21 protein-coding genes are annotated in these 23,551 nt (G+C 41.0%); 17 read left to right on the top strand and 4 right to left on the bottom strand.

Annotated features, from left to right (window positions below; genetic code table 11):
• Positions 1 to 11 precede the first annotated feature (11 nt).
• Positions 12 to 944: a helix-turn-helix transcriptional regulator gene (locus IGI84_RS10365; protein ID WP_220426803.1), complete on the bottom strand. Its 933-nt coding sequence runs from the start codon at positions 942 to 944 to the stop codon at positions 12 to 14.
• A gap of 77 nt (positions 945 to 1,021) precedes the next feature.
• Between IGI84_RS10365 and IGI84_RS10360 the strand changes: the two genes are divergently transcribed.
• The 8 genes from IGI84_RS10360 (at position 1,022) to IGI84_RS10325 (ending at position 9,275) form a co-directional block, all read left to right on the top strand.
• A complete protein-coding gene (locus IGI84_RS10360; protein ID WP_325907040.1) occupies positions 1,022 to 1,486 on the top strand; it encodes a VOC family protein in 465 nt (154 codons plus the stop codon).
• A 194-nt stretch (positions 1,487 to 1,680) separates the two neighbouring features.
• Positions 1,681 to 2,820: an LCP family protein gene (locus tag IGI84_RS10355; RefSeq protein WP_081117015.1), complete on the top strand. Its 1,140-nt coding sequence runs from the start codon at positions 1,681 to 1,683 to the stop codon at positions 2,818 to 2,820.
• A gap of 177 nt (positions 2,821 to 2,997) precedes the next feature.
• A complete protein-coding gene (locus tag IGI84_RS10350; RefSeq protein ID WP_096741399.1) occupies positions 2,998 to 3,915 on the top strand; it encodes a cation diffusion facilitator family transporter in 918 nt (305 codons plus the stop codon).
• A gap of 760 nt (positions 3,916 to 4,675) precedes the next feature.
• Positions 4,676 to 7,342, top strand: coding sequence for a cation-translocating P-type ATPase (locus IGI84_RS10345; protein ID WP_220426801.1), 2,667 nt, complete (start codon positions 4,676 to 4,678; stop codon positions 7,340 to 7,342).
• 211 nt (positions 7,343 to 7,553) lie between these two features.
• Positions 7,554 to 7,961, top strand: coding sequence for a MarR family winged helix-turn-helix transcriptional regulator (locus tag IGI84_RS10340; RefSeq protein ID WP_140965033.1), 408 nt, complete (start codon positions 7,554 to 7,556; stop codon positions 7,959 to 7,961).
• Between the two features lie 14 nt (positions 7,962 to 7,975).
• Positions 7,976 to 8,611, top strand: a complete 636-nt coding sequence (locus IGI84_RS10335) for a nitroreductase family protein (protein WP_008378805.1) — start codon at positions 7,976 to 7,978, stop codon at positions 8,609 to 8,611.
• 14 nt (positions 8,612 to 8,625) lie between these two features.
• A complete protein-coding gene (locus IGI84_RS10330) occupies positions 8,626 to 8,913 on the top strand; it encodes a putative quinol monooxygenase (RefSeq protein ID WP_081117011.1) in 288 nt (95 codons plus the stop codon).
• A 2-nt stretch (positions 8,914 to 8,915) separates the two neighbouring features.
• Positions 8,916 to 9,275 (top strand): DUF1304 domain-containing protein, encoded by a 360-nt coding sequence (locus tag IGI84_RS10325; protein ID WP_118214855.1) that lies wholly within the window; start codon positions 8,916 to 8,918, stop codon positions 9,273 to 9,275.
• Between the two features lie 131 nt (positions 9,276 to 9,406).
• On the opposite strand, the gene IGI84_RS10320 is transcribed toward IGI84_RS10325, so the two are convergent.
• Positions 9,407 to 10,009: an ECF transporter S component gene (locus IGI84_RS10320; RefSeq protein ID WP_081117009.1), complete on the bottom strand. Its 603-nt coding sequence runs from the start codon at positions 10,007 to 10,009 to the stop codon at positions 9,407 to 9,409.
• A gap of 110 nt (positions 10,010 to 10,119) precedes the next feature.
• Between IGI84_RS10320 and IGI84_RS10315 the strand changes: the two genes are divergently transcribed.
• From IGI84_RS10315 to IGI84_RS10305, 3 genes are all read left to right on the top strand, one after another.
• The gene (locus IGI84_RS10315; RefSeq protein WP_081118135.1) at positions 10,120 to 10,740 is read left to right on the top strand and encodes a TetR/AcrR family transcriptional regulator; all 621 of its coding nucleotides are present in this window, start codon (positions 10,120 to 10,122) and stop codon (positions 10,738 to 10,740) included.
• A gap of 365 nt (positions 10,741 to 11,105) precedes the next feature.
• Positions 11,106 to 12,569: an NlpC/P60 family protein gene (locus IGI84_RS10310; RefSeq protein WP_220426800.1), complete on the top strand. Its 1,464-nt coding sequence runs from the start codon at positions 11,106 to 11,108 to the stop codon at positions 12,567 to 12,569.
• A gap of 33 nt (positions 12,570 to 12,602) precedes the next feature.
• Positions 12,603 to 14,447, top strand: coding sequence for a glucosaminidase domain-containing protein (locus tag IGI84_RS10305; RefSeq protein ID WP_220426799.1), 1,845 nt, complete (start codon positions 12,603 to 12,605; stop codon positions 14,445 to 14,447).
• A 65-nt stretch (positions 14,448 to 14,512) separates the two neighbouring features.
• On the opposite strand, the gene IGI84_RS10300 is transcribed toward IGI84_RS10305, so the two are convergent.
• Positions 14,513 to 15,136 (bottom strand): hypothetical protein, encoded by a 624-nt coding sequence (locus IGI84_RS10300; protein WP_220426798.1) that lies wholly within the window; start codon positions 15,134 to 15,136, stop codon positions 14,513 to 14,515.
• Between the two features lie 495 nt (positions 15,137 to 15,631).
• Between IGI84_RS10300 and IGI84_RS10295 the strand changes: the two genes are divergently transcribed.
• From IGI84_RS10295 to IGI84_RS10285, 3 genes are all read left to right on the top strand, one after another.
• The gene (locus tag IGI84_RS10295; RefSeq protein ID WP_259280153.1) at positions 15,632 to 15,994 is read left to right on the top strand and encodes a DUF7006 family protein; all 363 of its coding nucleotides are present in this window, start codon (positions 15,632 to 15,634) and stop codon (positions 15,992 to 15,994) included.
• 141 nt (positions 15,995 to 16,135) lie between these two features.
• Positions 16,136 to 16,903, top strand: coding sequence for a putative ABC transporter permease (locus IGI84_RS10290; RefSeq protein WP_216681873.1), 768 nt, complete (start codon positions 16,136 to 16,138; stop codon positions 16,901 to 16,903).
• 205 nt (positions 16,904 to 17,108) lie between these two features.
• Positions 17,109 to 18,305 (top strand): 3D domain-containing protein, encoded by a 1,197-nt coding sequence (locus IGI84_RS10285; protein WP_081119560.1) that lies wholly within the window; start codon positions 17,109 to 17,111, stop codon positions 18,303 to 18,305.
• 258 nt (positions 18,306 to 18,563) lie between these two features.
• On the opposite strand, the gene IGI84_RS10280 is transcribed toward IGI84_RS10285, so the two are convergent.
• A complete protein-coding gene (locus IGI84_RS10280) occupies positions 18,564 to 20,033 on the bottom strand; it encodes a helix-turn-helix domain-containing protein (protein WP_220426797.1) in 1,470 nt (489 codons plus the stop codon).
• 864 nt (positions 20,034 to 20,897) lie between these two features.
• Between IGI84_RS10280 and IGI84_RS10275 the strand changes: the two genes are divergently transcribed.
• The 3 genes from IGI84_RS10275 to IGI84_RS10265 are packed head-to-tail and all read left to right on the top strand — an operon-like array spanning position 20,898 to position 23,542.
• Entirely contained in the window at positions 20,898 to 21,767 is an 870-nt protein-coding gene (locus tag IGI84_RS10275; RefSeq protein ID WP_220426796.1) for a hypothetical protein, read from the top strand.
• Between the two features lie 47 nt (positions 21,768 to 21,814).
• Complete coding sequence (locus IGI84_RS10270; RefSeq protein ID WP_259280152.1) at positions 21,815 to 22,747, top strand: LCP family protein; 933 nt, start codon at positions 21,815 to 21,817, stop codon at positions 22,745 to 22,747.
• Between the two features lie 15 nt (positions 22,748 to 22,762).
• Positions 22,763 to 23,542 (top strand): YveK family protein, encoded by a 780-nt coding sequence (locus tag IGI84_RS10265; RefSeq protein ID WP_086316353.1) that lies wholly within the window; start codon positions 22,763 to 22,765, stop codon positions 23,540 to 23,542.
• Positions 23,543 to 23,551: the final 9 nt, after the last annotated feature.

Below are 23,551 nucleotides of genomic sequence, written 5' to 3'. Positions count from 1 at the left end.
TAGGAAAGAGGTCAGTCAGTTGTAAATGGCTGCAGCATCCGCCGAACTTTTTCAGTATACGCCTGTTTGAGGACTAACGGTTCGATTTCTTTGATGGTTGGCCCAAATTGCAAGAGAAAGTCAGCTAAAAAATCAAGCTCATTGTCGGCAATGTGTCCTTCTAAGCAAAGCTCACTAGGACGTTCCACCACTGCCATATCAGGATATTTTTCTTGCCACAAGCGTTCCTTTGCCGATAAATCAAAGCGGATGTGATAGCCCAGTGTTTGTGTCAACACTTGTTGCTGCACCTGTTTTTCAGCTAACTGTTGCAAGGTATAGCCTGTTTTTTCAGCCGGAGCAAGTTCCTGCATTGCATCGCAGCGATAGCGACGAAAGGCCTGTTTTTGATAGTCGTAGGCCAAACAGTACCAGTAACCAGCACGAAAATCTAGCTGATAAGGCTGAACAGTCTTGCTCGTTTTTTGATACCGCTGATAGCTAAAGTGGATGACCTGTTCTTGTACGATCGCTGAAAAAAGCGTTGAGAGGATCGGTGCACTCGTCAATTGAGGAACTCCTTGAAACGAAACCGCCGTCTCCATTTTTTCTAGCCACTCGGTGTCTCCTTGGTAAAAAGACTGCAACAGTTTTCGCCGTAATCCTTGATAACTTCGATCAAAAGGAGAATCGGATAATTTTTGCAAGAGCTGTAAAGCAAAGAAAAGGGTATACCGTTCATTTTTGTCAAAGTACAACGGGGTCAGTTGATTTTTCAAAATCTGATAGCCGCCATATCGACCGACTTCTACTACGAGAGGCAAACCCAGCTCTTCCAACGACTGGACATCGCGGACGGCTGTGCGTTTTGAGATCGCGAAGGTTTCCATTAAATCGGCTAGATGAAAAGTGGCTTTTCCTTGTAAATACAATAGTTCTTGGGCTAAGCGTTCTGATTTTTTCATTTCTTTCTCCAATGGTGCCAAGTTTTGGCAAGATTCACAGTTACACTTATGGTAACAAGAAAAGGAGGAACCAACAAATGATCGAACCAAAAATCGCTTTGTTTTTAACGTTAGACGGCAAAGCCCAAGAAGCCATTCAGTTTTATCAAGAAACACTAGACGCAACCCTCTTATTTACCATCACCAACCAGGAGTATCGTGAGAGACTTGATCCAACACTGGAGATTCTTGCGGGACAAGAACAGTATCTTTCTCACTCCATCCTACAGATCGGAGATTTCCAGTTGCAGCTGGCAGACAATCCATTAGTTGAAGGAGAGGCGATTCAGCTAGGGAATCACTTATCCTTGAGTTTGACGATAGACGACACCAAAATAGCCCAGAAGCTTTATCAACGACTAATGGAAAATGGCAGTCAGATGATCCAAGCACCTAGTGACAATCCATTTGCGTTTTTTTATGCTAGTGTTCGGGATCCTTTTGGTGTAATTATTCAGCTTACTGTCGAGAAAGAAGTTGATCCGTCCAAAAAAGGCGAATGAGAAAAACTCGTTTTTTAATAAAATATCCATAGAAGTTGACTATTTATCCAACTTTCTTTCATTGTCAGAATTATTTTTTAGGAATGTTTAAAGGACTTCACAGAAAAAGAATAAAACTTCTTAAAAAAATAGGCGGATCGTAAAAATTCTGGTACAATCGGGGAGAGCAATTCAGGAGAAATGAAGGAGGCACTATGGATAGAAAGACGAGATATAAACAGCAAAGAGCCCACAAAGCACGCAATAAGCGCGTGATTATTGGAGGAATCTTTCTTTTCGCCATTGCAGGCATCGTATTATTTGCCGGCTATACGTATTATGCAGCAAAGAATTCAGTGGATAAAATGTTTAAAGAATCCGCTGTGATCAGTTCCAATAAGAGCAAAGAGGACAACTCATTGAAAGCTTCTGACGTGAATTCAAAGTTTGGGATCTTGTTAATGGGTGTTGATAATGACGCGGAACGTGAAAAGACAGAACATTTGGACAGTGCTCGTACCGACAGTTTGATTTACATGGTGTACGATGGCGAAAATAAGAAAATCGATATGGTCAGTCTCCCAAGAGACATTTGGACCAACATTTATGATGGAACAGGAACTGGGACAATTGCTACTACAGCCAAGATCAATAGTGCATTCACAATTGGCGAAGAAGACGCAACGATTGAAACAGTCCAAAACTACCTGCAATTGCCAATTGATTATTACGTAAACATCAACTTTACGAGTTTTGAGAAAATCATTGATGCGATTGGCGGAATTACTGTTGATGTACCTTATGATATCAATAAGAAATATACTTCAGATAACACCGGGGAAACATTGATTCCAGAAGGTCGTCAATTGTTGAACGGTGAGCAAGCCTTGATTTTTGCCCGCATCCGGAAAATGGACACCGATGTGGACCGAGGGAACCGTCAGCAAGAAGTCATTGAAGCAGCGATCCATCAAGCTTTGAAAATCAATAATGTTACCAAGTACCAAGAAATTCTAGACTCAGTCAGTGAAGACGTCAATACAAACTTCAAGTTTGAAGACTTAGTATCTTTAGCTGGTAATATGTTGTCTGGGTTCGATATTCAAAAACATACCTTTGAATGGTACGATGGGGAATCTTATGATGGACAATCGATCGTATATATTCAAGATTATTCTTACAACGAAATTCGTAACGATATGCTGAAAGCCTTAGGTCAAGCACCAGCAGATTCACAAGTAGATGCCAATACAGAAACACAAACCGGTGTTGGAAACGAAACTGGAACCGAAACAGGTGCAGGAACTGGTGACGGATACGGCTCGGAAGTCGTTGATGACGGAACCGGCTACTAAACAAGAACAAAAAGTCAGGAGCAATCCTGACTTTTTTAATACCCTCAGTCCGTCTAACAATCGATTGAAAACAGGGGCAGTCTCTCAAGTCACTTTCGTTTTCATCTAAGAAGCGCAGTGCTATGCTTGAGAAAAGAAACAGCTTGTTGCAGCTAGTCCGACATCGGAGGAGGAACCATGATGGAAAAACAACAAGAACAAAAAGCCCGAAGAATCGTCTTGTTGACCCATGTCTTAGGGTTGATCATGAAAGCCATCGGATATTTCCTTAGCGGCAGTGCAGTCTTGATGAACGAAAGTATCCACAGTATGATCGATTGCATCAATCAAGGGCTTCTTGCCATCGGTGAAAACCGAGCACAGCGAGGGCGCAGTGAGCTGCATCAGTTTGGTGAAGGACGAGCGACCTATTTTTTTAGTACCGTGGTTGCCATGACGGTTTTTTTAGGCGGAGGCATCTTAGCCGTTGTCGAAGCTAGCCGTGATTTGCTGGATCCAACCCATGAGGTGGAGCAGATTCAGCTAGTAGCAGCAATCTTATTCGTCAGTTTGTTTATTGAAGTGACTGCGGTTCAAGAAGGCTGGCAAGAAGTCAAAGAACAAAACAAACAAAAACAACCCCTCGTCCGTTTTTTGAAAGAAAGCCGGGATTCTGATTTACTTTTAGGCTTTACGGAAAATCTGTTTGCCTTAGGGAGTGTAACGATCGCCATCGCAGGAATCTTATTGACCGCTTTGACGAACAATCCGATATTTGATTCCCTCGGAGGCATTTTAGGTGGACTGTTGTTGATTGCTGCCGCTGTCTTCTTAGCCAAAGAATTTTATAGCCTCTTGATTGGCGAAGGGGCATCCACTTCGGATTTAATGGCGATCAAACAAATTTTAGCCGATCCTGCAATCATTCAAATCAAAGATTTGCGAACCCTTCATCTAAGTCCAGAAGAACTTTTGATCGTCGCCGACCTTAGCTTGAAACTAGCGCCGGATGAAGAACCAAGTTCGTTTATCGATACTATTGAACAGCAGATCAAACAGGCTTTGCCTGAACTAAGGGTCTATTGTTATATCGAAAGCGAAGAAGTTGCTTCTTAAACTAGTAGACTGAAAAGCATTTTGCCGGTTGCTGATTTCTCACCATTTCGAGGAATGTTTTTTAGTATTGCCGACCTCGTGGATGGCTGCCGCAGTTCGATGATCTATTTTTGCTTAAAGCTTTGAGGACAACCAGAATCTAGACCGTCAAGCAAAGGGGAGTCTTGTTTTTCGTTTTTATAGCAAAAAGAAAGAATTTTGTTTAAAAGTTTGTTGTTTTTTGTTAAAATTAAGTAAGGATAGTGAGCGCTCATTTTTTGAGTTATTTTTTTGGCATAGTTGTAACAATGTAAATCACAACATAACTAACGCTCAGTTTCTCAAGAAAATGCCGTAACAAGTGCCTTTTTGCATTGCTGAAATGACCAAAAATCTACAGCAATAGTTGTGTTACCCATTTGGTCACGTCTGTTTTTTTCACCACTTGTGAAGCAAAATCCTTTGCGAACATCTTCATCCATGATAGGTTAGAAGTAGGCCGGATGGTTTTTTCACAAAGTACGTACATAGAAAGATCACTTGCGACTACTAAAAGCAGCTGCTTCATTCCTCGCAAAATGATCGATGCTCAACACACATACCTTTTCCCTCAGCCAGTCAACCTGCGCTTGCTTTTCTTATTGGTTATCTTCCCTTCATTCAGCGATCGCCTGAACCGATTCAAATCAAAAAATGACTGTGCAAGGTATCTGTACCGATTTATCCCTTCAGAAACGTGGAAACCCTCGGCAAGAAGTTTACAATTAAAAGGAGGAATTTGATGGAAAAATTTTACCAGCAAAAGACTGAAGAGACCTTGAAACATTTTGAAAGTGACCGCAAGCAAGGCCTAAGCGGGAAAGAAGCCGACAAACGCTTAGAAAAATACGGAGAAAACACGATCCAGCAACAAGAGTCCCTTTCTGTATGGGAATTGCTGTGGCATAACTTGAACAACTTGATTGTTTATCTCTTGCTAGCAGCTGCGTTACTCTCTTTTGCGATGGGGGAAACGGTTGAAGGAATTGCAGTATTGATTGCCGTGGTGATTGCTGTAATGACAGGCTTCATTACAGAATTACGAGCACAAAAATCAATTGATTCACTTCAAAGCATGATTTACACTACCGCAAAAGTGATTCGTGATGGAGAAGTAATGGAGATTGAGTCGGCAAAAATCGTACCAGGCGATATTCTCGTTTTGGAAGAAGGGGATGCTATTGCCGCAGATGCCCGCTTACTTGAAACGAGCAACTTTGCCTGCATCGAATCAGCGTTGACCGGTGAGTCAGAAGCTGTGGAAAAAGATGCTCGAGAAACCTACGAAGAAGATGTTCCATTAGGCGATCGTCGCAATGTCGTTTTCGCAGGAACTGCGGCAACTCGGGGAAATGCTTATGCCGTAGTGACAGAAACTGGTATGAAGACCGAAGTTGGAAAAATCAGTGATATGCTGACCGGTGACAAAAAACGTCAAACACCATTAGATATCGAATTGGATAAGCTTGGAAAAGCAATCATTATTGCAGCGCTCTTTGCGGCAGTGGCAGTTCTGATCGCTGGGATACTGACGAATCAGCCATTTGTCGAAATGATCCATATTTCGATTATTTTAGCGGTCGCAGCCATTCCTGAAGCCATGCCAGCCGTTTCGACGATCACATTGTCTCGTGGGATGCGAACGATGGCCGAGCACAAAGCCCTTGTCAAATCGTTATCAGCCGTCGAGACTCTTGGCGCCACCAGTATCATTGCCAGTGACAAAACGGGGACGCTGACAGAAAACCAAATGACGGTCGCCGAGATCATTTTAGGTTCAGGAGAAATGTTCAAAGTGTCCGGAAATGGTTACGAACCGAATGGAAAATTCTACAAGGCAGACTCGGAGGATGAAACCGAGATCGATGCAACCAATCATGATGCGCTGCAAGGGATGATCGAAAACGGTGCTTTATGTACCACCGCCACTTTACGTGAAAACGAAGGGCAATACGAGATTCTCGGTGATCCAACGGATGGGGCGTTCGTCGTTTTAGGTCAAAAAATCGGCATCGATCGGCAAAAAGAGCAGGATAACGGTCTGAAGAAAATTGCAGAAATGCCTTTTGATTCCGACAACAAATATATGGTGACCGTGTATGAAGGAGAGCAACGGACATTGATTATCAAAGGGGCACCAGATGTCTTGATTGATTTAGCCGATGCTGATGCCAAAGAAAAGGAACAGCTCCATGTATACAATGACACGTTAGCCAGTCATGGGCAGCGGGTGATCGCTGTCGGTTGTATCAAGGATTATCAAGGTGGTACGGACGAAGCAGAGCTGAAAGCAGCACTGCAGCAAATCAAGATCCAAGGCTTTGCGGGCATCGTCGATCCGCCACGAACAGATGTCAAAGAAGCAGTGAAGGTCGCCCAAGAAGCGGGGATCCGAGTGAAAATGATCACTGGGGACCATCCGAAGACAGCCTCCATGATTGCCAAAGAAATTGGCTTAAAAGACCATGAAAAAACTATGACGGGTCGTGAGATCGATGAATTGGCAGGACAGGAAGGCTTTAACGAAAAAATCGAAGAAGTCGCTGTCTTTGCGCGAGTCTCACCAAAAAATAAATTACAGCTTGTGGAAGCCTTGCGTGAAGAAGGCGATATCGTTTCAATGACTGGCGATGGCGTTAACGATGCGCCGGCACTCAACGGCGCTGACATCGGGATCGCCATGGGGATCCGCGGCACAGAAGTAGCCAAAGAATCTTCCGATATGATTTTGACCGATGACCGTTTTGGAACGATCGTCGATGCCATCAAAGAAGGACGCATCATTTTTGACAATATCAAAAAATACGTCTCCTTCCTGTTCTCATGTAATATGGTTGAGATCGTGACGATCTTTTTAAGTGTCATCTTTTTGATGCCAATGCCAATTCAACCGCTGCATATCCTTTTCTTGAATCTAGTTATCGATATTGCTCCAGCCATGGCGTTAGCCTTTGAACCAGCAGAAGACGACATCATGAAACGTCAGCCACGGTCGAAAGCTGATGGACTCGTCAACAAGCGTTTCTTAGGACGTATCATTTTAAGTGGTGTTGTAATTGGTTTGGTGGCGTTTGGCTTCTTTAACTTCTTGATGTTGACGGATCACGAGTTGCTTTATGCACAAACAGCGACCTTTACCTTTATGGCAGTGGCGCAATTGATGCATATTTTCAACGTTCGTAAGAGCAGCGGCTTTGGTTTAGATAAAACCCTCTTGAAAAACAAACCGTTGATGGGGGCATTGCTCCTTTCCGTCGGCTTGCAGCTTTCAGCGGTCTATGTACCGTTTATGAATGAGCTATTAGACACGATGCCAATTCAAGCCGGCACGTGGGGGATCATCTTCGCTGCTGCAGCGATCTCCACATTGATCGTCATGGGCTTGAAGAAACTCTTCCAATTAAAATAAAATAAATTCTCCAGTATTGACTCAATACTGGAGTAACGAAGACCCGCAGCCTAATGGTGCACCTTCATCAAAGGATTTCTGATTCGATCCTTGATGAAGTTCGCCTAACTGCGGGTCTTTTTTATGCTTACTCTTTACAAGCAAAAGAAAATGACTTATACTTGACTAGTCAACAGTTGACTAGTCAATGATGAAAGGAGCGGTTGATGCAATGAATTTACGTGAGCTAAGCGGATTGCTCTATCGGATGAAAATCGTGAACCAAGAATTAACGGCGATCTTTGAAAAAGAGACCGGCTTTAGTCTGACCCGTTATCAGTTGCTGCAGTTTTTGAATGAGCAAGGACGCTGTACCCAAAATCAAGTACAGAATGAATTGAAAATCGATAGTGCAGCGGTCACGCGGCATTTGAAGATTCTCGAAGAAAAACAATTGGTGACTCGGGAACGAAACAAAGACAATAACCGCGAGATTTTTGTTTCTTTGACACCGAAAGCACAAGCCGATTTGGCTAGTTGTGCTTCAAAGCATGCCAGCTCTGAGGAGTCGTTAGGCATCAATTTGACCGAAGAAGAAGAAGCCCAGCTTCTAACATTACTTATGAAATTAGTTCCATGAAAGAAGGCAAACCCATGACAGAATACAGCAACAACAATTTTTCAGAGATTACTTTTGGCCGAAAATCGGTCCGTGTCTATGATGAAACCTACAAAATCCCCCATGAAGAAATGTTGACCATGATCCAAGAGTCAACGACAGCACCTTCCTCAGTCAATATGCAGCCTTGGCGCTTTGTCGTTGTGGAAAGCGATGAGCAAAAAGCAAAATTGAAACCATTGATTCGTTTCAACGTCCGTCAAAATGATACCTCTTCTGCAATGGTCTTGATTTTTGGCGATATGCTTTGTCATGAACTAGGAGAAGAAATTTATAACAAAGCAGTAGCAGAAGGCAAAATGCCAGCGGAGGTTCGTGACCAACAATTAGCAGCGATCATTCCTCATTACGAAAATCTTACAAAAGAACAAATGAATGATGTGGTGAAGATCGACGCTAGTTTAGCAGCGATGCAATTTATGTTAGTTGCGCGGGCGCATGGCTATGAAACCAACCCAATCGGTGGCTTTGAAGCGGATCAATTAGCAGAAGCTTTTGGCTTAGACAAAGAGCGTTATGTTCCTGTCATGATCCTTTCAGTCGGAAAAGCCAAAGAATTAGGCTATGAATCCGTTCGGTTGGACGCAGAACAAATTACGACATTCCTATAAGAGGAGGAAAAACGATGGAAATCATCAATGCAACGTTTTACATCAAAGAAGAAAAGCGAGCAGATTTTTTAGCCGCTGTTACCCCATTATTAGCATCGGCGAGAACTGAGGATGGCTGCCACGGCTATCATCTCTATGAATCATTGGAAGAGAACAATCGGTTTGTCATGGTCGAAAAATGGGCGAATCAAGAAGCGATCACCGCCCACAATCAAAACCCGCTGCTGCAACAATTATTCCAACAAATGCCTGACTTTGCAGCCAAACCGAGCGAGATCGTTGTCGCTCATCAAGGAGAATAAAGATGACGATTTTATCGACGGTTTTGATTGTACTGGTTGCCTTAGAGTTTTTCTATATTCTCTATTTAGAAACATTTGCCACTACTTCCAAAGCAACAGCGCGAGTCTTCAACGTGACGAAGACAGAACTTGAGCGACCGATCGTGGTGACCTTGTTCAAAAATCAGGGGGTTTACAATGGGCTGATTGGTTTGGGGTTACTGTATAGCATCACCTTTGCTTCAGCGCCTTTGGAAATCAGTCGTTTGCTGTTGATCTACATTATCTTAGTGGCTGCATATGGCAGTCTGACTAGCGACAAGAAAATTATTTTGACCCAAGGCGGTCTAGCGATCCTTGCCTTGCTGTCCACCTTTTTTTAACCAATAATACAAGAAACCCCGAACATAGAAAGCTATTCTATAGAATAGAAGCTTTCTATGTTCGGGGTTCTTTTAATGTTTGGGCAAAGAGTACTCAGAACGTGAAAAAAATGATAGGATAAGAGAAGGGACTAACGATTTTCTGGACGTAAACTGGTTGCCGCAAATAAGGCTTTTACTAGAATTGGGGTTAAGACCGCAGCTGTGATCACCTCAGAGATTCCATTTGTTACAGCGATTCCGCCGAGGGTCACGAACAAAGCCGAAGCATCGACACCATAGGTATTAGCAACTAAGCTAGTATACAAGGTTCCCATTAAGGTTAAGACCAGAACCGTATTGGTGATGGTCCCAAAGATTGCTGCAACAATCGACGCAGCGACGACTTTTTTTGTCTTCTTGTAAATGATCGTAAATAAGAGACCAGCCACTAAGCCAACCAACACACGGGGAATCACCGAGATGATTGGATTGGTGAAAACGGCAATGTCTAAGGGCGTTGTTGGAGAGGTAAAGGCGCGAATCATGGTAAAAATACCCCAGACTAAGCCAATGAACATCCCGTCTTTTGTCCCTAAAACGATGGCAGCGACGATCACCGTGATATGGATGATCGTTAAACTAGTGATACCGATCGGAATAAATCCAAGGAAAGGTACCATCGTCTGTAAAATAATAATAGCTGTCAAAATGGCACGAATGACAAGGCGATAGGTTTTGCTTTTTGTATTCATTGTAAAAACTCCTTTTTTTATAATGACACTCGTGTCATTTTTAAGTTAGGTTGATTATACAACAAAATGACACTCGTGTCATTCATAATGTGATGAAAGGAGCCAAAAAAATGGCGAAGAAGCAGCAGAGCGAATTGACTACAGCTGAAAAGAAAAAACAACAAAAGCGTGATTTGATTCTTGAAAGTGCCAAAGTCGTCTTTAGTAAGAAAGGCTTGATCGATGCGACCATGAAGGACATTATCGAAGAGTGCGGCATTAGTCGCGGTGGCATTTATTTGTACTTTCGTTCGGTGGATGAGATTTTTTTGGCAGTGTTAGAGCAGCGTTCCAAACGAAAATTTGATGATGTACGAGAGATGATTATGGAGCAAGTGCCCTTTGAAACGATTTTAAACAAATATTTTTCCGACCATCGCAAACGTCTACTCCACAGCATTTCTGACGGTATGCTGCGAGCCGTCTACGAGTATTACTATACGCATAAAACTGAAGCCTCCAGTTCACTGCAGCAAGCACAACTTTCTGAGACGAAACGGACGATCCATGAGATCTTTCAAGTCGGCGTTCAGCAAGGTGTATTAAAAGATGAAAACTTGGCAGTGATTGCCGAAAACTATATGTTCGTGATTGAAGGATTAGGGATTTTGGCTCTGACTGGTCATATCACTGAACAGACTATTGACGACCAAATCGCCGTGATGCGGCAATTACTGCCATATCGCAACTAGCACAGACAAAAAACGCGCTCTTTTCTAGAAAACACTAGGAAAGAGCTTTTTCTTATGAATAAGATTTTGTAAATCAAGCATATTTTGCAAAAAATTAATGTAATAAAAGTGAAATCTAAAACATGATTTATTTTTTCTTAAGAAAAAGAAGATTTTCTATGAAGTTTTCTTGAAGAGTTGATAGATAGGGATTGATTCAACTTTAATGACTTTTTTTACTGGGGAACAATCAATAAAAAAACATTTGATATTTGTGTAACTAAAATGTAAATCGCTTACGGATTGGGTTTGTAGATGAACTATGTTAAAATGAAAATGGTCAAATAAATGAAAAAAAAGTTTTTAAATTGAATTTGGAGGATCAGATGAAGAAGAAAATCTTTGCAACAGTATGTATGTGTGGCATTGTCTTGTCATCATTCGGCGGCCCTATGACCGTTTTTGCAACGAATCATGACCAATTGATTGAACAAAAAAATAACGAGATTGATCAGTTGAGACAGCAGCGCCAGAGCGTACAAGGGGAAATTGACGGATTGTCTGAGGAAATTGATTCACTGAATCAAGAAACAGCGACCATTTTAGCGCAGCAAGGTGATTTGCTGCAAGAGATAGAAGGATTAGACCAAGAAATCAGTCAATTAGAAGAGCGAATCGCCAAACGCTCAGAAAACATTGAAAAACAAGCCAGAGAAACACAAATCAATGGCAAAGGCGATCATTTTTTAACAGCGGTGTTAGAAGCGGAGTCTGTCAGTGACCTAGTCGGTCGGGTGCATGCCATGACGACGATCATCCGAGCAAACAATGAAGTGATTGAACAGCAAAAAGCTGACCAAAAAGCCGTTGAAGAAAAGCGCGCAGAATCACAAGAAAAAGTTGCAGAATTGCAAGCAGCACAGAGTCATCTAGAAGCGCAAAAAGGTGTCTTCGAAGCCACTCAAGCAGAATTGAATGTGCTAGTCAGTAACCTAGCCTACGAAGAAGCAACAAAAGAAGAAGAAAAAGAACAGCTGCGTGCGGAAAAAGAAGCTTATGAAGCGGAGCAAGCAAGAATTCGTGAAGAAGCAGCTCGCGTTGCTGCTTTACAAGCCCAAGCGGAACAAGCGGCGCAACAGCAAGCAGAACAAGCGGCTGCGGAAGAAGCAGCCTTGAATGAAGCAGCTGCTCAGGCGGATTCAACGGAACCTGAAATAGGAGCAGAAAGTCAGGAACCAGTGGAAGAGCCAGAAGCGCCAGTAGAAACACAACCAGAGGAAACGCAAGGATCTGAGTCGGTTGAAACACCAGATGCTCCAGAGGAAACACCAGTAGATGCACCAGAAATTCAAGAACCAGAAACACCAACAACACCTGCAGCACCGGAGACGCCAGCGGATAGTGCACCTGTAACTCCTGCACCGACGCCAGTGACACCAGCGCCTGCGCCGACACCAATCGTGACTCCACCGACAGCGCCTTCCGCACCAGCTTCAACAAATGGTGCCGCGATCGTTGCCGAAGCCTATAGACATATCGGAAAACCATATGTTTGGGGTGCCAAAGGACCTGACAGCTTTGACTGTTCTGGATTTACTCGCTATGTCTTTTTACAAGTAACAGGTAGAGATATTGGCGGTTGGACGGTACCACAAGAAACAGCCGGTACAGTGATTCCAGTCAGCCAAGCGCAACCAGGAGATCTTTTATTCTGGGGTTCATCAGGAAGTACGTATCACGTAGCCATTGCATTAGGCGGTGGCCAATATATTCACGCACCACGACCAGGACAAAACGTTTCTGTTGGTAGCACTGCTTACTTTACACCTAGTTTTGCAGTGAGAATGTAAGGTTTAACTGGATGTGGTTTTAAGGAGAGACAAATGGAAGAAAGAAAATTGATTCGCAGACGAGCGATGAAACAAAAAAGAGGAGTGTTTTACCGCAAAAGTGCAGCCACAACGGCTGCACTTGTTAGCACGGTGAATATTTTGCCAGTGAGTGTCTTAGCTGATACGCTTGAGTCAACAGAAGCGCAAAATGGCGTTCGGGTCGTTGAAACAGCTGACTCATCGCAAGATACCTCAACACAAGATTCAGTGATCGTTGTAGAAGACAACGCAACGAATGATGAATCAGGAACACAAGACAATTCCGATTCCTCAAACGTTGACGTTGTGGGAGTGCCAGAAAGCGAAGACGTACCTGAAAGGGTACCGGCAGATGACACGGCTTCCGAACAAGAAGAGACAGAAATAGGGAGCGACATCCCGGTTCTTTCAGAAGAAGAGCGGATTGCCATTGAAACGAAGGTGATGCCGAACTACAACAATCCAATGGCACGTTCTACCAATCAACAAGCCTTTATTCAGCAAGTAGGGCCGATGGCACAAGAAGTGGCGGGAGCAAATGATCTGTATGCTTCGGTCATGATTGCCCAAGCAATCTTAGAGTCCGGTTGGGGCCAGTCCACACTGACCACTCTTGCGAATAATATGTTTGGCATCAAGGGATCTTACAATGGACAATTTGTAGAGATGCAAACGATGGAAGATGACGGGAATGGCAATCTTTATCCGATTATTGCTAAGTTTCGTAAATATCCCTCGCTAAAAGAATCCTTTCAAGACAATGCCCACGTTTTGAAAACCACCTCATTTTCGCCAGGTGTTTTCTTCTACCATGGGGCATGGAAGTCTAATACCAGTTCTTATCGTGATGCGACACAGTGGCTACAAGGACGTTATGCAACCGACACGTCTTATGCAAGTAAGCTGAATAACTTGATCGAAACCTACAATTTGACCCAATACGATACCTCAAGCGGTGGCGGTTCGAATAATAACAACAATAATAACAATTCTGAACAAGCCATCAATAAGCAATTCAGGACAAATGCAGCGCTAAATATCCGTTCAGACGCTTCCACCAGTGCCTCGATCGTTGGTTCACTGGCTACCAATGCGACGTTCCAAGCAGTTGCCCAAAAAAGCGGCACCAGTGTCAACGGTAATACGACCTGGTATCGGATTCAAGGTCGTGGATGGGTAAGTGCCGCTCATGTGACAGAGATCTCATCAAATACGGGTGGGAATGGTAATAACAATAATGGGAATAACAACAATACCGAACAAAGTATCAATAAAGAATTTCGAACAGCGGCGGCTTTAAATATCCGTTCAGATGCATCAACTAGCGCCTCAGTTGTCGGCTCGTTGGCGAATAATACGACCTTTCGAGCTGTCGCTCAAAAGACCGGAACCAGTGTGAATGGCAACAATGTCTGGTATCGGATCCAAGGCCGTGGGTGGGTAAGTGCCGCCTATGTCAGCGAAGTAAGCTCAGGAAGTAACAATACCGAGCAAAGCATCAATAAAGAGTTTCGAACAACGGCGACCTTAAACATCCGTTCAGACGCTTCTACTAGTGCCAACATTGTCGGTTCGTTATCAAGCAACGCTTCTTTTCGAGCCGTTGCCCAAAAGACTGGGACGAGTGTCAACGGCAACAATATCTGGTATCGAATTGAAGGTCGTGGGTGGGTAAGTGCCGCCTATGTTCGAGAGAATAGCACCTCTTCAAGTAGCACCACTCATACGGTGCGTTCGGGAGATACCTTGTGGGGAATCTCGCAACGGTACGGTGTAACAGTGAATCAGTTGATGCAGTGGAACAATCTTTCTGGTTCATTGATTGTGGTAGGGCAGCGACTAGTAGTAAGTAGATAAAAAAGAAAAACATCTGTAATCATTTTTGCGATTGGACGCAAAAGTGGTTTACAGATGTTTTTTACTTATTCTTCTTTGAAACTATTCATGATCGCTGTCAGTTCCTCTTTTGAGGAGTCATACAAACTTTCCAATGTCCAACCATATAACTGCACATAATTATTTTCTGTTTCAAGGACATAATAAATATAGTGGATATTTAGTCCTTCAACGGTTGCTGGGAAATCAACGAAATAGGCTTTGGTGTCAGGAATTGGTAAAAAGGTGGCAGTCGTATCAAAGCTCGTTGCCAAATTTTCTTGAACCAACCCGAGATAAGTTTCTAAATCGGCGAAATCTTGCTTTGATTCAACAACAGCAGCTAAGTACTTCGTTTCTAATGCATCTGACAACATAAAATCATTGTCAGGATTCAATGAAGTGAAATCTGGTACTTCTTGCCAATTGCTAGGTAACGCAATCTTGTAGTTTGTACCACTGACCCCTGTGATGGTTTGTTCAGAACTCGGTAAAGCAGATCCGCTAGATGAGGCCGTTGATTCTTGATTCATTTCTGTGGAAGATGTCATGGCGATACTTGAAGTGCTTGCACTTTGCGAACTTTCTCCCGCCGAGTTTTCTTTTTTTTGTGTACATCCTGCAAAAAGAAGTGTAAACCCCAACAAACTTAAAACAACACTTTTTTTCATTATTCTCACTTTTCCCTTCGTATGTGCTTTCAAATAACCAACATTATTTAGTTAATCGTATAATAGGAAAGAAAATAACGCAATAAAATATTCTCAGTTATTGCATGAATAAGGTGAAATTTATTTTTCTTGATGATGAAAATAATAAAACAAAGTCAAAAATAAAAGATTATAAAGGCTTGTTTTCACTTTTTTCCTAGATGGATGCAAAAGTTGATTATAAATATGAGAGTAGTTTTGATATGCTTAGTATAAGAAAGGAAGCATAAAAAAAATGGTGAAGTTGAAAATTGCATGGAATGCATCTAAAAATTGATCGTATTCTTTTTCTTTATTGATGCAAAATATATGCTTTATGTTCTTATCATAAAAACTACTTTATATGGGGAATTTCAAGCGAAAGCAAAATAAGATTTCCCCGAGAAATCAACGAACATCGCAGAACGACAGTCATCTCTATTGGGGAAAATTGGTTCAATAATATACTTAGGGGGAATGAAATTGCTATATCCATCAGTTAATGAATACTTAAGAAAAATGCGTGAAGGTCTATCGCCAGCTGATATTCGAGAGGATATGCCAGTTGTTTATTCTTATTGGTTAGAACAAGAAGCAGAACTGAAAAAAATTTTAAAGAATCGAGAAACAACTTTTTGGACAGATATCCAAAGAGTACTTTTGATTGATGCAAAATTGGTCTTGTTGCGTAGTTATATCAATGATTACGATTTCCATGGATTTTCAGAGGAGGAAATCATTGCCAACGTAGAACAAGATCACTTTACTTTCAACAAAGAATTATGTGGATATAGTTTAAAGGAACAAGTCCATCCATCCATTATTTTTGGCAATCAATAAAAGCATAGGAAACAATAAAATGAGCTGTTCACTGAGAGAACGTCACTTTGAACTGAAAATGAGATAGCTTACTTTGTGGTATGATGAATAAGAAAAGTACCGCAATAATACGTCATCATTTTTTGAAAGGAGTAAATATGTATGTTCGAATTTGAACGAATTATTTTATTGTTTTTTTGCTATTCATTTATTGGCTGGTTGTGGGAAACGATTTATTGCTCGATAAAAGCAGGTCATTTTGTTTATCGAGGTTTTCTGGTCGGTCCCATCACACCCATTTATGGCTTTGGCATTTTAGGCGTTGTCTACCTATTACGACCAATTCATCAACATATTGTCTTGCTTTTTTTTGCAGCCGCAATCCTAGTAACTATTTTGGAGTATGCCACGAGTTTTCTATTGGAAAAACTGTTTCACGCTTCATGGTGGGACTATAATAATGTCCCTTTGAATATCAATGGGAGAGTAGCACTGCCAATCTCCGTATTTTGGGGAGCGTGCTGCGTGATCATCGTTCGATTTATTCATCCCCAGATGCTAGTTTTTGTTCAAACATTAGTAGAACGTACAGGATTTTTATTGCCAGTTATCTTGTTGATGATCCTTTCATTTGATATGGGGTATACTTTGGCAAATTTGGTTGCCTTTCAGAAAGCTGTGCAACAAGTCAATCAAGCCTTTGAACAACACAAAAAAGAGTTGGCTGAAAACATTGAGCAATATAAAAATGATTGGCAAGGGCGATTTGCAGCATTTCCAGAAGAATGGCGCATCTTAAAACAGAATCTACCGAAGTTGAATTTCCATCAAAGAAGACTCTTAAAAAACTTTCAAAAGTTAGAAATCAATCAGATAAAAAGCAGCCAAGAATTGTCGCGCTTCATCGAGGCTATTCGTAGAAAAAAATAGCATTGTTACGATAGTGTTACAGAAAATAAACCCTTATCAAAGCTGATTCTTCCCACTTCTGTCTGAAATCCAATGGAAAAGACTGTTAAAACTCCCACTTTTACGATAATTTGTAACAAATTGTAAAGGTCTTGCAATAAAATTCTTCTTAAGAATTTGTATAATAGGATATGTTGGAAACCATAGTGAGAAGTGAGGGAATTTTTTGAAGGCAAAGAAACTACGAACAATCGTTGTCGCTGTCTTTGCGGCAGGAATCGTTTCTCCCATCTTTGCGCAGGCTGAGTCACTTGAATCATTGCAAGAGCAAGAAAGTGCCGTCATGCAGCAAAGTCAGGAAATCAGTACGGAAGTGCAGATTGCATTGACTGATGTGAATGCGAAATACAGCGAAGTAGAAGAGTTAAAAGCTCAAATCGCTGAAAATGAAGAATCATTAGCAACAACCAAAGCAGAAATCAAAACTGCACAAGAAACAATTGAAAAGCGTGAAGCAGTCGTTGCGGAACGTATGAAAGACATCCAAGTCAATGGTGGGGCAACCAGAGATTGGACCGTCCTATTAGAATCATCGAACATCCAAGATTTCATCAATCGTGCCTATGCCATGACGATGCTGCAAAACTTGGAAAAAGAAAAGATCGATTCATTGACGGCTGAGAAAGAAAAGCTTGAAACATTAGAAGAAAAAGCGCAATCTACCCAGCAATCGTTGAAAGAAAATCAAACAGCACTAGAATCAGAAGCCAAAGCGCTAGATTCAAAAATCGCCAATCTTCAAGCGCAGTTGAAAGAAAATGAATCAACCTTGGCTCAAATCGCTTCAAGCAAAGAAGCTGAAACTGCTCGTTTAGCCGCTGAAAAAGCAGCAGAAGAACGTGCAGCCAAAGAAGCAGCAGAACAAGCAGCGAAAGAAAAAGAGGAAAAAGAAGCAGCACAAGCGGCTGAACGTTCAAGTTCTTCGGAATCACAATCGTCTGCATCATCTAGCAGCAACACGACTGAAAGCAGCACGTCATCATCGAATAGCTCTTCAAGCAGTAACAGTAATAGTAGCTCGAATAGCAGTTCAAGTAATACAAGCAACAACAATACTAGCAATAGCGATACAAGTAGTGGTCGGACATTGATGATGGAATCAACTGCCTACTCTTATAAAGAAGCTGGTGCGAGCTTCTTTACCGCAAGTGGTACAGATTTACGTAAAAATCCAATGGCAGTTGCCGTTGATCCAAGCGTGATTCCGCTAGGCACTTTAGTCAATGTTGAAGGCTATGGCGTAGCACTAGCACTTGATACTGGTGGCGCGATCAAAGGGCACATTATCGATGTTCACTTTGATAATGTAGCACAGTGTATCCAATGGGGACGTCGTCAAGTAAAAGTCACGATCTTAGATTGATCAAAAAAAGAAGCAGAGGCCTGCTTCTTTTTTTTTGGCTTTTTTTCAATAAAACAGAGTGCCGTAAATACCTGATTTGTGGGGTATTTCTAGCACTCTGTTTGATTATCTTTAGTCAGTCAAAATATCTATGTTAAATAAATCACAATCCCTTAAATTCCCATAGATGATCGTTTCCGGCAAGAACGACCATTATAGAGTCGCCTCAGGCTGCCAAATAATAACAAAGAAAAAAGAAGAAAGACACCAGTAGCAAAATTAACTATTGAAATTCGTGTTTAGTTTCGCTTCTAAAGCTTCCCAGTCATAGTCATCCGGAAAGGTTTTAAGGAGTAGATAATCAATGTTCTGAGCGTACTCCGTGATGTATTCCGTATAGTTCGTTACGATCAAATCGATCTGATTCTTTTCTAAGTATGCTTGCGACAATTCGTTGGAATCCGGGAAATAAAAGGTACGAAAACTGCGCAAATAACGGACAGACTTGCACTTAAGTAATTGGCATAGATAATAAGGACCTTCAAATAAAAAGGCAATATTCTTTTTTTCTTGCCAATACAACGATCTGATGGAGGAGCTGTACATTGTTAAACTTGTACTCAAGTGATTCAATGTATCACTATCCCAAGTATCAAGTGCTATAGGTTGCGTGAACAAGTAAGTTTTAAACAATTGAAAATCATCCGGGTAACTATCTTCTACAAATTGGATGGCATCAGAAATCATGTGGTTTAGCAAAGGTGATAATAATTGTTTGATTTTTGCTACGGTAAAGAATGATTCGATCAAAAGTTGATCGCGAGCAGGATCTGGTGAATCGGGTAAGCAGTCGTTTACAAATAATGCCGCAAGTTTTTTGAGTTCAGGCCAATGGTTGTATTCTTTGCAAAATGTATGTTCAATGGTCAGGTTGCTGATCGATCGTCGCGTTTTCACTAATAAAAATAAATAGAGCATTTCCTCATAAGGAAGTTCTCTTTGGTATTGCTCCTCGATGGATTCGTTGATTTCGGAAAATAACTTGAAATCATTGTAGTTTTCGAACATAGCTTTGACTGGCTTTGGTAAGGAGATAGGCTGACCAATGCAATGCCGTTCGAAGGTGATATACAAATAGTAATTAAACTCACCGAAAGAGCAAGTATGTTGATTCAGCTGATAGCACTTTGAAAATGCACTGGCAGTGATGTTTTGAATCGCGATGGGCGGGAAAATCGTATGGCCAGTAATTTCGGATTCATAGTAGAAATCATGAAAAAATTTGCGAATGTTGATTTCTTCCCCAACAAAGCTGACTGGGTTGGTTTGAATTTCCAAACGATAGGAGGAAAAAATGGGTTGGACCTTTCGCAAATACCGCAAAACAGTACTCTCAGATATATGATATTTTTCTGCCCATTCAGAAGAAGTAAGCAAATCGTGATGAAAAATACTTTCAATGATATGGAATAAAATTTCATCGGCAATCAAAGCACGTTTTTTTGTAAGGTAATCAGAAGAATTTTTTATAGAAAAAAAATACCCTTTGTGTGAAGAGTCGATCATAAGGCAGTCACCAAAGTGTTCTTTTAAATTCGTAATATCTGTCATGATCGTACGAGTCGTACTTCCTGATGTCTTTGCTAAGCCGACAGTTGAGCAATGGTGATTTTTCTCGAATGCCATTAAAATTTTCAGCCATCGAATCGTAGCCGTATTAGTAATGAAGTTATTTTGAAAATTTCTCAAGATGCAGCTCCTTTCATGAAGAAAAAGCAAAACTCTTTCCTATACATCTTAAAGAAACTAGGGATGGAAAAACAAATCACATATTTCATCGATTGGTGAAATATATACCTGAGCCTGTGTAAGATTTTTTGCGTTTTCTATAAATCATCTGACGATCAGCATATATATAGGTAGAAACACGTTTTTTTCAGCCTCTCAAAGAAGATAAATGGAAATTAATTAGCAAAAGAGACGTCAAGGTAATAACTTTTTAGCGTAGGAATAAAAATTGAACGATTAATTATGTTTCGAGGAAACTGATAGAAGATGAAAGAAAACGGAAATGAAGAGAAAAGTCACTTTTCGAAAGACAACTTATAATTTTAACAGGAATGATTGGCGTAAATAAAGAGCAGTCGCAAAGGAAACCCTAAGTGCGCCAAGAAAAGAATTCAGCTTTGACAAGTTAATTTATAATAACAAGAAAAGTGTATGAAAATACTTTCTGAATTTCTTTTCTTTTCTATTTATAATGAAAAGATGTTGAGACAGTGAAGGGATTTAATCTCTCAAGGTTATTTTTCTGTAATGTGACAACCTTCAAAGGTGATGAGAATAACGATTATAACTGAATTATTCATTATTTAAAATGAGGGTTTAAAAAAACTGTCAAGTAGAGTAGACGTTATTTATGATTTTTTAAAATAACGGATGTTTGGCATTATACGAGTCTTTTATTGACGAAAAATATACCGTAATAAATAAAAAACGGGAATTTCCTTTATTTAATGCTACATTTCTCTTATAATAAACTAGAATTGCCTTTATTATGTGAGAGGAAGGCAGAATGCTTAAACAAGCACAATTGAAGTAGGGAGTGTGTTCATGGGAAAGCCGTTATTAAAGACTTTGACTGTTTTAGCCGTTGGTATTGGCGCAGTTGCGATTTGTTTTATTGGTTACCGACAAAATAACCAAAGGCAATATCAGCAGCGAGTCGAATATGCACAGACAGCGATTGCCAGCGAAAAAGATCGCATCAATGAGTTGTCGAAAGAGATTGCTGAATTTTACAGCAACGAAGATCAAACGTTTTTGAGAAAAGATCTTAAAGAAGAAGACGTTCTTAAAACAGTCGCAAAACTTTCTGCAGTGAAAGTATCTGCAGACGATTATGGGATCGATGATGATGCATTACCAAGTGAGTCAGTCGAGATCCAACAAGAAAAAACCGCCCTTGATGATCAGTTAAAAGACATCGAGGCAAAATTAAAAGTACAAGCGGATACGGAAGCCTTATTTACTGAAGGCGTTTCAAATTGGCAAAGTGCTGAAAATGATGTCATCATTAGAGCCGATCTAAAAGAAACGGATGTTGGGAATGTCCGTGAAAATCTGAGCTTTTTTGAGGATAGTAAATGGAAAGACTTAGTTGTTTCCTATTTAGAGTATGCGGATACCCAATTGGACCGCATTGCAAAGTTACAAGAAACTTTTGATGAAATGCTTAAAGATGATACAGTGACCAGTGAAGTGACCTTGGAAAAATACCTAACTGCTGTTGATAGTATTAGCAAAGTCCGTAATGAAGAGTTAAAAGAAAAATTTACTGAACTTGCAGATAAAGTCGCGACACAAATGGGATATACCGGTTATAGCAGTTACTCATCCACTGCCCCGACAGAAAGTTATTCAAACGATACTTCCGCAGGAGACGGCACTTGGACCGATCCAAATTCAGACGTCGTTTACTAGCATAAGTGAAGGATCGAAGAAAATTAGAGATAACTGGAGGAAAGCAAATGTCAAAAGGCAAAAAGATTTTTTTGATTATCTTTGGAATCGTTGCAGTATTAGTCATCGGAATCGTCGGTGTTGCTGCAAAGTTATATTTTGATGTATCAAATTCAATGCAACAAACCTATGAATCTGTCGAACGTGATCGCGAAGATCGCATACGTGAAAACGATGTGGACCTATCCCAACAAGATTCTTTCTCGGTTTTATTGATGGGCATCGATACAGGTGATTTGGGGAGAGTGGAGCAAGGCCGTTCCGATACCATGATGGTGGCAACGATCAGCCCTCAAGACAACCAGACGACAGTGGTTAGTATCGGACGAGACTCCTATGTTGATATCGTTGGACATGGGACGACAGATAAAATTAACCATGCTTATGCTTTTGGTGGACCAGCGATGGCAATGAACACTGTAGAAAAATTTTTGGATATTCCGATCGATCATTATGTATCAATCAATATGGCTGGATTAAAAGAATTAGTTGACGCCGTTGGCGGAATTGAAGTAAATAATGAAATTACCTTTTCGCAAGATGGTTTTGATTTTGCTATTGGACGTACATCACTAAATGGCGAACAAGCCCTTGCCTATTCAAGAATGCGTTATGAAGATCCAAACGGCGATTATGGACGTCAAGAACGCCAACGTAAAATCGTTGAAGGGATCGTTAAGAAAGTCTTGAGTCTTGATGGAATTACCCAATATCAAACGATCTTAAATGCCGTTGAGCAAAACATGAAGACAGATATGAGTTTCGATGACATGCGAACCTTAGCATTTAACTATCGCAGTGCCTTTCAAACGATCAAACAAGATCAGTTGCAAGGGGAAGGATTCATGCAAGACGGCATCTCATATCAGCGTGTGAGTGACGAAGAACTAGCAAGAGTTCAAAAAGAGTTGAAAGCTCAACTAAATCTAGAGAATGAATAGGAAAGTGGAGAAAAGATGGAAGAAACAATTAGCTTAAAAGAAATATTCGCAATTCTACGGAAACACTTAGCTGCTATTTTTATTTCAATGTTTGCTGGTTTAGCTTTAGCAGGAATATTCACCTTCTTTGTCATTACACCGAAATACAGTTCACAAGCTCAGTTGATTGTGACATTGCCGCAATCCGAAACTACCAATGCCAACGATGTGAATACAAACTTGCAAATGATCAATACGTATAAAGATATGATTGTCAGTGACTTGGTTATGACACAAGTAAAGGATCGTTTGGAGTCTGAATACAACCTTGACTTGACTGTCGGACAATTGAAAGAATCCATTTCGATCAACCAGTCACAGAACTCACAGATGTTTTCCATTCAGGCAACTAGTACAAATGCAGTGTCAGCGCAAAATATTGCCAATACGACAGCATTGGTCTTTCAAGAAAATGCTCAAGATGTTATGAATGTTGATAAAATCTCAATCATTTCAAGTGCGGTAGCTAGTACTACACCAGTTTCACCTAACAACAAACTAAATTTAGCCATTGGTCTAGTATTAGGGATCATGGTCGGTGTCGGTTTAGCCTTCTTATTGGAGCTACTAGATCGAACTGTCAAAGATGATAAATTTGTAACCGAAACATTAGGCTTTACCGTATTGGGTACTGTACCCCAAATGTCACCAAAAGAATTGGCTGCGACCATTCAGAAAAAGCCAAGCGTACCATTTATTAAGAAACCGCAAGGCGACAAAACGGCAGAATCACGCCGTAGTCGTAGCCGGGTCTAGGAGGGAACA

The organism is Enterococcus sp. DIV0008, from assembly GCF_050542615.1.
GTDB lineage: Bacteria > Bacillota > Bacilli > Lactobacillales > Enterococcaceae > Enterococcus_D > Enterococcus_D innesii.
This window is presented reverse-complemented; position numbering and strand designations above follow the sequence as displayed.

What these genes read in the sequence shown, in the direction of transcription:
- IGI84_RS10305 (WP_220426799.1), top strand. Translation starts at nt 12,603, where the DNA reads ATGGAAGAAAGAAAATTGATTCGCAGACGAGCGATGAAACAAAAAAGA.
- IGI84_RS10365 (WP_220426803.1), bottom strand. Translation starts at nt 944, where the DNA reads ATGAAAAAATCAGAACGCTTAGCCCAAGAACTATTGTATTTACAAGGA.
- IGI84_RS10350 (WP_096741399.1), top strand. Translation starts at nt 2,998, where the DNA reads ATGATGGAAAAACAACAAGAACAAAAAGCCCGAAGAATCGTCTTGTTG.
- IGI84_RS10345 (WP_220426801.1), top strand. Translation starts at nt 4,676, where the DNA reads ATGGAAAAATTTTACCAGCAAAAGACTGAAGAGACCTTGAAACATTTT.
- IGI84_RS10360 (WP_325907040.1), top strand. Translation starts at nt 1,022, where the DNA reads ATGATCGAACCAAAAATCGCTTTGTTTTTAACGTTAGACGGCAAAGCC.
- IGI84_RS10320 (WP_081117009.1), bottom strand. Translation starts at nt 10,009, where the DNA reads ATGAATACAAAAAGCAAAACCTATCGCCTTGTCATTCGTGCCATTTTG.
- IGI84_RS10325 (WP_118214855.1), top strand. Translation starts at nt 8,916, where the DNA reads ATGACGATTTTATCGACGGTTTTGATTGTACTGGTTGCCTTAGAGTTT.
- IGI84_RS10290 (WP_216681873.1), top strand. Translation starts at nt 16,136, where the DNA reads ATGTTCGAATTTGAACGAATTATTTTATTGTTTTTTTGCTATTCATTT.
- IGI84_RS10330 (WP_081117011.1), top strand. Translation starts at nt 8,626, where the DNA reads ATGGAAATCATCAATGCAACGTTTTACATCAAAGAAGAAAAGCGAGCA.
- IGI84_RS10300 (WP_220426798.1), bottom strand. Translation starts at nt 15,136, where the DNA reads ATGAAAAAAAGTGTTGTTTTAAGTTTGTTGGGGTTTACACTTCTTTTT.
- IGI84_RS10310 (WP_220426800.1), top strand. Translation starts at nt 11,106, where the DNA reads ATGAAGAAGAAAATCTTTGCAACAGTATGTATGTGTGGCATTGTCTTG.
- IGI84_RS10270 (WP_259280152.1), top strand. Translation starts at nt 21,815, where the DNA reads ATGTCAAAAGGCAAAAAGATTTTTTTGATTATCTTTGGAATCGTTGCA.
- IGI84_RS10335 (WP_008378805.1), top strand. Translation starts at nt 7,976, where the DNA reads ATGACAGAATACAGCAACAACAATTTTTCAGAGATTACTTTTGGCCGA.
- IGI84_RS10265 (WP_086316353.1), top strand. Translation starts at nt 22,763, where the DNA reads ATGGAAGAAACAATTAGCTTAAAAGAAATATTCGCAATTCTACGGAAA.
- IGI84_RS10355 (WP_081117015.1), top strand. Translation starts at nt 1,681, where the DNA reads ATGGATAGAAAGACGAGATATAAACAGCAAAGAGCCCACAAAGCACGC.
- IGI84_RS10295 (WP_259280153.1), top strand. Translation starts at nt 15,632, where the DNA reads ATGAAATTGCTATATCCATCAGTTAATGAATACTTAAGAAAAATGCGT.
- IGI84_RS10340 (WP_140965033.1), top strand. Translation starts at nt 7,554, where the DNA reads ATGAATTTACGTGAGCTAAGCGGATTGCTCTATCGGATGAAAATCGTG.
- IGI84_RS10275 (WP_220426796.1), top strand. Translation starts at nt 20,898, where the DNA reads ATGGGAAAGCCGTTATTAAAGACTTTGACTGTTTTAGCCGTTGGTATT.
- IGI84_RS10315 (WP_081118135.1), top strand. Translation starts at nt 10,120, where the DNA reads ATGGCGAAGAAGCAGCAGAGCGAATTGACTACAGCTGAAAAGAAAAAA.